General features: G+C 35.3%; 5 protein-coding genes and 2 tRNA genes. 4 read left to right on the top strand and 3 right to left on the bottom strand.

Annotation, left to right across the window (positions count from 1 at the left end):
- Positions 1 to 132: 132 nt before the first annotated feature.
- The 3 genes from BM289_RS08520 to mutS all read right to left on the bottom strand — a co-directional run bounded on the left by BM289_RS08520 (position 133) and on the right by mutS (position 3,074).
- Positions 133 to 218 (bottom strand) — tRNA-Leu (locus tag BM289_RS08520).
- A 15-nt stretch (positions 219 to 233) separates the two neighbouring features.
- A tRNA-Gly gene (locus tag BM289_RS08515) sits at positions 234 to 306 on the bottom strand.
- Positions 307 to 467: 161 nt separating this feature from the next.
- Positions 468 to 3,074 (bottom strand): DNA mismatch repair protein MutS, encoded by a 2,607-nt coding sequence (gene mutS / locus BM289_RS08510; RefSeq protein WP_167365405.1) that lies wholly within the window; start codon positions 3,072 to 3,074, stop codon positions 468 to 470.
- A 156-nt stretch (positions 3,075 to 3,230) separates the two neighbouring features.
- On the opposite strand from mutS, the gene BM289_RS08505 reads away from it, so the two are divergent.
- The 4 genes from BM289_RS08505 (at position 3,231) to BM289_RS08490 (ending at position 7,725) form a co-directional block, all read left to right on the top strand.
- Positions 3,231 to 3,662: a DUF1573 domain-containing protein gene (locus BM289_RS08505; RefSeq protein ID WP_091492460.1), complete on the top strand. Its 432-nt coding sequence runs from the start codon at positions 3,231 to 3,233 to the stop codon at positions 3,660 to 3,662.
- A gap of 74 nt (positions 3,663 to 3,736) precedes the next feature.
- Positions 3,737 to 4,279 carry an RNA methyltransferase gene (locus tag BM289_RS08500; protein WP_091492459.1) on the top strand — a complete coding sequence of 181 codons (543 nt, stop codon included), beginning with the start codon at positions 3,737 to 3,739 and terminating at the stop codon, positions 4,277 to 4,279.
- A 106-nt stretch (positions 4,280 to 4,385) separates the two neighbouring features.
- A complete protein-coding gene (locus tag BM289_RS08495; RefSeq protein ID WP_244165345.1) occupies positions 4,386 to 7,373 on the top strand; it encodes an Ig-like domain-containing protein in 2,988 nt (995 codons plus the stop codon).
- A 1-nt stretch (position 7,374) separates the two neighbouring features.
- The gene (locus BM289_RS08490) at positions 7,375 to 7,725 is read left to right on the top strand and encodes an MmcQ/YjbR family DNA-binding protein (RefSeq protein WP_091492457.1); all 351 of its coding nucleotides are present in this window, start codon (positions 7,375 to 7,377) and stop codon (positions 7,723 to 7,725) included.
- Position 7,726: the final 1 nt, after the last annotated feature.

Genomic DNA, 7,726 nt, shown 5'->3' with positions numbered 1-7,726 from the left:
TGAGATTCTGAGATTCTGAGATTCTGAGATTCTGAGATTCTGAGATTCTGAGATTCTAATAAATTTACTACGTAAATTTATTATCTGCAAGTCCGCAAATAAAAAAAGCCTCTTCAAAAGAAGAGGCTTTAGTACTCAGAGCGGGACTTGAACCCGCACGAACATTGCTGTTCACTGGATTTTAAGTCCAGCGTGTCTACCAATTTCACCATCCGAGCATTGTATGGTTTTTGAGCGAAAAACGGGGCTCGAACCCGCGACCTCGACCTTGGCAAGGTCGCGCTCTACCAACTGAGCTATTTTCGCATTTCAAATTTTATCAAGAACCGCAACACTTGATTTGTTTCGTATTGCGAGTGCAAATTTAGGACATTTATCCAATTAAACAAGCGTTTCTCTAAAAAAAAATCCACTTATTTTATAACATTCTGATAACCTAAACTTTAAAATTGAAATTTTTCTGAAATTTATTTTTTAACCAGCATTCTTTTGATTTCATTGAGCTTCATCAAGGCTTCTACTGGTGTAATTGCATTAATATCGAGATTTAAAATCTCCTCTTTTATCTCTTCCAATAACGGATCATCCAAATTAAAGAAACTCATCTGCATTTCATCATTAGCCGATTTTATTCCATTCAAAGCATCACTTGAATGGTTCTTCTCCAATTTCTTCAAAAGTTTCTGTGCTTTCGAAATTACCAGCTGAGGCATTCCAGCCATTTTAGCAACATGAATACCAAAACTATGCGCACTTCCTCCCTTTACAAGCTTTCTAACAAACAAAACAGTATCTTTTAACTCTTTCACTGCCACATTAAAATTCTGAATTCTCGGCATCGATTCTGTCATTTCATTCAATTCATGATAATGTGTTGCAAAAAGTGTTTTGGCTCTTCCCGGATGCTCGTGTATAAATTCTGCAATTGCCCACGCTATCGAGATTCCGTCATAAGTACTTGTTCCTCTCCCGATCTCGTCTAACAAAACCAAACTTCTATCTGAAATATTATTCAAAATCGAAGCCGTTTCATTCATCTCCACCATAAAGGTAGATTCTCCCATCGAAATATTATCTGAAGCACCTACTCTGGTAAAAATCTTATCTACAATTCCCATTCTAACACTATCCGCAGGAACAAAACTTCCCATTTGAGCCAGAAGCACAATCAAAGCCGTTTGCCTCAAAATTGCCGACTTACCCGACATATTAGGACCTGTAATCATGATAACCTGTTGTGTTTCTCGGTCTAAGAAAACATCATTGGCAATATACGGTGTACCAACTGGCAGTTGTTTTTCAATTACTGGGTGTCTTCCATTTTTTATATCTAATTCAAACGTATCATCAATTTCAGGACATACATATTGGTTTTCAACTGCCATTTGCGTAAACGAACACAAACAATCCAATTGCGCCACCAAATAAGCATTCATTTGAACCGGTTTGATGTAAGTAGAAATCCAAGCCACTAACTGCTCAAAAAGTTCACTTTCGATTTTATAAATCTTTTCCTCAGCGCCTAAAATTTTGGTTTCGTATTCTTTTAATTCTTCCGTGATATAACGCTCTGCATTTACCAAAGTCTGCTTACGAATCCATTCTTCAGGAACTTTATCTTTATGCGTATTTCTAACTTCAATATAATATCCAAAAACATTATTAAACGAAATCTTCAACGAAGAAATCCCAGTTCTCTCCGATTCTCTTTTCTCAATTCCTTCTAAAAATTCTTTTCCCGAAGTTGAAATCGAACGCAGTTCATCTAATTCCTCATTTACTCCCGCCGCTATTGCGTTTCCTTTAGAAATGGCAACAGGCGCATCCTGATTTAAAGTGTTTTTTATTTTTTCGCGAAGCAAATCACAAGCATGCAGACTATCTCCAATGACTTTTACTGCTTCCTGCGGACTTTCGAGCGCAATTGTTTTGATTGGAATAATGGCATCAAGAGATTCTTTTAAATAAACCACTTCACGTGGTGATACTTTTCCTGCTGCAATTTTAGAAATCAAACGCTCTAAATCCGAAATCTGCTTAATTTGATATTGAATATTGTGCAATATCTCAGGATTGGACTTTAAGTACGAAACCACTTCATGTCGGCTCTTCACTTTGTTTGCATCTTTTAAAGGCAAAGCCAGCCATCTTTTCAACAAACGCCCTCCCATTGGAGAAAGTGTTTTATCAATAACATCCAAAAGCGTAACTGCATTTGGATTATAACTGTGATATAACTCTAAGTTTCGAATCGTAAAACGGTCCATCCAAACATAAGCATCTTCTGCAATACGCTGAATTGCAGTAATATGCTGCACACGATTATGCTGCGTTTCTGACAAATAATATAAAATCGCTCCAGAAGCAATAATTCCTTCTTTCAATTCTTCAACCCCAAAACCTTTTAACGAATTGGTTTGAAAATGCTTCGTCAATGTTTCTAAGGCATAATCTTCTTTATAAATCCAATCTTCTAAATAGAAACTATGAAAATCTTCCCCAAAAGCATTCTTAAAATCACTTTTATTATGCTTTGGAACCAAAACCTCACTCGGATTAAAATTCTGCAATAATTTATCGATGTATTCTGCATTTCCTTGAGCCGTTAAAAATTCTCCCGTAGAAACATCTAAAAAAGAAATTCCAATATTTTTATTGGTAAAACACACTGAAGCCAAAAAGTTATTTGACTTAGATTGCAAAACTTCATCATTCAAAGAAACTCCAGGAGTAACAAGTTCAGTCACCCCCCTTTTTACAATCGTTTTAGTCATTTTTGGATCTTCCAACTGGTCACAGATTGCTACACGAAGTCCTGCTTTAACCAACTTTGGCAGATAAGTATTTACAGAATGATGCGGAAACCCAGCCAGTGCAGTTTCAGTATCAGATCCGGCACCTCTTTTTGTTAATGTTATACCTAAAATTTTAGAAGCTCTGATAGCATCTTCACCAAAGGTTTCATAAAAATCCCCTACTCTGAAAAGCAGACATGCATCAGGATATTTAGCTTTAATTTCATTGTACTGTTTCATTAAAGGTGTTTCCTTCACCACTTTCTCTTTAGCTGCCAAATTATTATATTTTAAATGAAAAATTAAGACAGCGAATTTATGATTTTTTGACGGTATATTGAAAACTTCAAAAATTAAAATATTTTAAGATTTTTTTAGTTTGTGGTTGAAGATTTTTATATAGCTTTGTTTATCATTTAAAAAAAGACCCTTAAGATGAAAAAAATAATTTTATTCGCTATGTTAGCTGTAGCTGGTATTACAGCTTCTAATGCACAAACAACTAAAAAAGCTAAAGCTACTAAAGTTGCTAAAGTTGAAGGAGCAGGAATGCTTTTCGAAACGGAAACTATTGACTACGGAACTATCGCTCACAATGCTGACGGAAAACGTGAGTTTGTTTTTGTTAACAACGGAACTAAACCATTAATTATCACTAATACTCAAGGATCTTGCGGATGTACTGTTCCAACTACTCCAAAAGAACCAATTGCGCCAGGCGCTAAGGGTGTTATTGGCGTAAAATATGCTACTGACAGAGTTGGTGCTTTTACAAAAACGGTAACTGTTACATCTAACGCTGAAGGACAACCTACAAAAATCCTTACTATTAAAGGTACTGTTTTACCAGATCCTGTAAAAAGCTAATCTGAAAAACACTCAAATAATCAAAAAGCTTCCTTATCTTTGGAAGCTTTTTTTATGACTAGAATTTAACATCAATGAGAAAACTCGAAAACAGCGAACTAGACCGTAAATCTATTGAAGATTTTAAGAAATCTGAAAAAACACCTTTAATATTAGTTTTGGACGATATTCGAAGTCTACACAACATTGGTTCTGTTTTTAGAACCGCCGATGCGTTTTTGATTGAAAAAATAATCTTATGTGGCATTACCGCTACTCCTCCCAACAAAGAAATCCATAAGACTGCTTTGGGTGCAACCGAAACCGTAGCTTGGGAACATCATGAAAATGTTCTTGAAGTTATTGAAAACTTAAAAAAAGAAAATGTTCTTACCATGGCAATTGAACAAGTTGAAAGCTCTATATTTCTTCAGGATTTTCAAGTTGAAAAGGGACAAAAATATGCTTTAGTTTTTGGCAATGAAGTGTATGGTGTAGCTCAAGAAGCTGTTGCTATTTGCGACGGCTGTATAGAAATTCCACAACTTGGAACAAAACACTCTTTAAATATTTCCGTAAGTGCCGGAATTGTCGTTTGGGATTTGTTTCAAAAAATAAGCTGGCCAAATCACAATTAGAGAATACTTTTATTAAAATATTGTGATTTTTGAATTATTTAGAATCCTAAATTGTTAGAAATTCAAATATATTTTTTTATTATTATAAAATTGATACTTTTATAAAATGAAAAGTATCAATTTATCAAAAATATCGATTTTATTTTTTTTACTGCTTTCGAGTTTTTTTGGATTTGCCCAACAATATACCGCAATTCCAGATCCGAATTTCGAAAAAGCTTTAATTGATCTTGGGATTGATACAAATCCTACTATTGACGGCAGAGTTTTGACATCAAGTGTCGCCGGAGTGATTTCCTTAAATGTTTCCAATAAAGGATGTACAAATTTAACCGGTTTACAAGATTTCACTTCGTTGCAAGAATTATACTGTGTCCAAAATGCATTATCTAATTTAGATGTTTCACAAAATACTGCTCTTGTTAAGTTAAGCTGTGGCCTTAACATGATTACAAGTTTAAACACTTCTAATAACACTGCTTTAAAAGAAATCGACTGTCAAAAAAACCGAATAACGAGTTTAGATCTTTCTAAAAACACGGCTCTTACTATTCTTTATTGCAATGAAAATCAATTAGCGAATCTGGATGTTTCCAAAAACACAATGCTTAATTTTTTAAAATGCGAACAAAATCAAATCATAAATCTAAATGTTTCCGTAAATCCTGCATTAAATCATTTAAGTTGTGATAATAATCTAATTACAAATTTAAACATTGCTGCAAGTACACTTTTAACCAATTTAGAATGCAACAATAATAGATTATCTAGTTTAGATGTTTCTAAAAACACTGCTTTAATTAATATATATTGCAACAGTAATCAAATAACCGAACTTGATTTTTCTAAAAATCCGGCTATTCAACGTTTAATGTGCGATAACAACCAGCTTACCAAATTGAATTTTAAAAACGGTAAAAACACCTATCTTTCTATTGGCGCTTTTCAAAAAAATTCTTCCCTTACCTGCATAGAAGTTGATAATGAGAATTACTCCACGATAAATTGGTCAAGCTACAAAGACGCAACTTCTGTTTATTCGAATGACTGCAACAAACCTTCAACTACAACTGCTCCAATTGTCAGAGCAACTGGAGATCAGTTATACTGCCCACAAAATGCAATAAAAATTGTAACTGATTTTAGCATTACACACGATCCTGCAGAAACAGGAACTAAATCTGTTTATATTCAAATCTCATCTGGGTACTCAAGTGGTTTAGATCAGCTTATGCTTTCAAATCCAGCAGCACATCCTAACGTAACGACAACCTGGGACGTTACAGCAGGAAAATTAAACATAACAAGCCCAACAGGCACTGATGTTTTATATTCCGACTTAGTTAACGCTGTAAAAGATGTAGTTTTCACAAATTCTTCGGCCACAGCTTCCGGCATAAGAACTTTTTCAATAACAATTGGTAATGCCAATTATTTACCTTCAACACAACACTTTTATCTATTTGTTCCAAGTATCGGAATTACATGGAGCGCTGCAAAGGTTGCTGCAGAATCAAGTACTTATTACGGCCTTAAAGGTTATTTAGCCACAATATTATCTGCTGATGAAGCTAAATTAATTGGTGAACAAGCTTCTGGAACAGGGTGGATTGGAGGAAGCGATGCTGAAACCGAAGGGGTATGGAAATGGGTTACCGGCCCCGAAGCTGGAACTATTTTCTGGAATGGCAACGCTAACGGCTCTACACCAAATTTTGCTTTTTGGAATACGGGAGAACCTAACAACCAAGGAGACGAAGATTATGCTCATATCACACAACCAGGAGTCGGAATTAGAGGTTCCTGGAATGATTTATCGAATACAGGATCTACCATTTCAGGAGATAACTATCAACCGAAAGGGTATATTGTTGAATATGGTGGAATGCCAGGCGAAACACCTTTAGAAATCGCCGCAAGTACCAAAATTACTATTCCTGTCGCAACACCAGCAATCCCGCCATCTCCAATTTGTGATTCTGGAAGTTTTACCCTTAACGCAACAGCAACAGACGGAACAACAATTAGATGGTTTGATGCACAAACGGGAGGAAATTTACTAGGAACGGGAACAACTTACACCACTCCAATTATTAATGCAACTACAACTTATTATGTTGATGCCGGCTGTGAAACGAATAGAAAAGCTGTAACAGCGACTATTAATATCACTCCAAATATGCCTATTGCAGCACAAACTTCTTATTCAAATTGCGGACCTGGAACTGTAACTATTCGAGCCACTTCCAATATTGGAGATATGAATTGGTTTACAAGTCCTGCAGGAGGCACAAGCATATTCTCTGGAAACAGTTATACAACTCCTACCCTATCAGCCAATACAACTTATTATGCTGAGGCTTCAAATAACGGATGCATTAATCCCAATCGGACTCCAATAAATATTATCATTTATACTCCTCCTGTTGTTACCAATGAAAATGTAACCTTATGCCAGTTTCAAGATGTTACCTTAGATGCTGGAATTTCAGGAATGAATTATCTTTGGTCCAACGGAGCCACAACTCAAACTACCACTGTAAATTCGGGAGGAACTTATACTGTAAAAGTCACAAGTCCGGATCCTGAAAATTGTTCCAGTACAAAAACCATTGTGGTTGAAGAACATAAAGCTCCACAGATAGACCGTATTGTAGTCGAAGGAACAAGAGCAATTGTTTATCCTGTAAAAGCAGAAGAATATTATGAATATTCTGTAGATGGAATCCACTTTCAAGATTCTTTCATCTTTTACGATGTTCCAGCTGGATTACAAACAGCTTACGCCAGAGAAAAAAACGGATGCGGACAAGTTACAAAGTTATTTGTAGTTCTTGTTTTCCCTCCATTTTTTACTCCAAATAACGATACTTTTAATGATGTTTGGGAAGTAACCGGAATGGAAAACTATCCTCAGGCAGAAGTCGCTATTTTTGATCGATACGGAAAACTAATTGTACAATTAAGCAGATCCAAAATGAGCTGGGACGGAACTTTAAACCAAGTGCCTCTTCCTGCTTCAGATTATTGGTATGCACTAAAAATTGATGATACTATGCCCGTTTTAAGAGGTCATTTTACATTAAAAAGATAATATGAATATAGAAGTCATTCGAGAAATCTGTCAAAAATTAACGGGTACAACCGAAGATATCAAATGGGAACATGATCTTGTGTTTTCAGTTGGAAATAAAATGTATTGTGTAGTTGGACTTGATCAGAATCCAACGTCAGCCTCATTTAAGGTTTTAGATGAAGAATTTGAAGAAATGAGCACTAAACCAGGATTTAAACCAGCACCTTATGTTGCAAAATACAAATGGGTTTTAATCGATGATATTACCCGCATGAAAAAGTCAGAATGGGAAAAACACATTCAGCAGTCTTATCGTCTTGTTCAGGAAAAATTATCGGTAAAACTTAGAAAACAACTCGGAATCATATAAT

The sequence above is a fragment of the Flavobacterium phragmitis genome (genome assembly GCF_900112575.1).
In the GTDB taxonomy this organism is placed as follows: domain Bacteria; phylum Bacteroidota; class Bacteroidia; order Flavobacteriales; family Flavobacteriaceae; genus Flavobacterium; species Flavobacterium phragmitis.
The sequence above is the reverse complement of the archived record's forward strand: the minus strand, read 5'-3'. Positions and strand labels throughout refer to the sequence as shown.

Excerpts from the sequence above, each read along its gene's own strand:
- BM289_RS08505 (WP_091492460.1), top strand. The coding sequence starts at position 3,231 with ATGAAAAAAATAATTTTATTCGCTATGTTAGCTGTAGCTGGTATTACA.
- BM289_RS08490 (WP_091492457.1), top strand. The coding sequence starts at position 7,375 with ATGAATATAGAAGTCATTCGAGAAATCTGTCAAAAATTAACGGGTACA.
- BM289_RS08495 (WP_244165345.1), top strand. The coding sequence starts at position 4,386 with ATGAAAAGTATCAATTTATCAAAAATATCGATTTTATTTTTTTTACTG.
- BM289_RS08500 (WP_091492459.1), top strand. The coding sequence starts at position 3,737 with ATGAGAAAACTCGAAAACAGCGAACTAGACCGTAAATCTATTGAAGAT.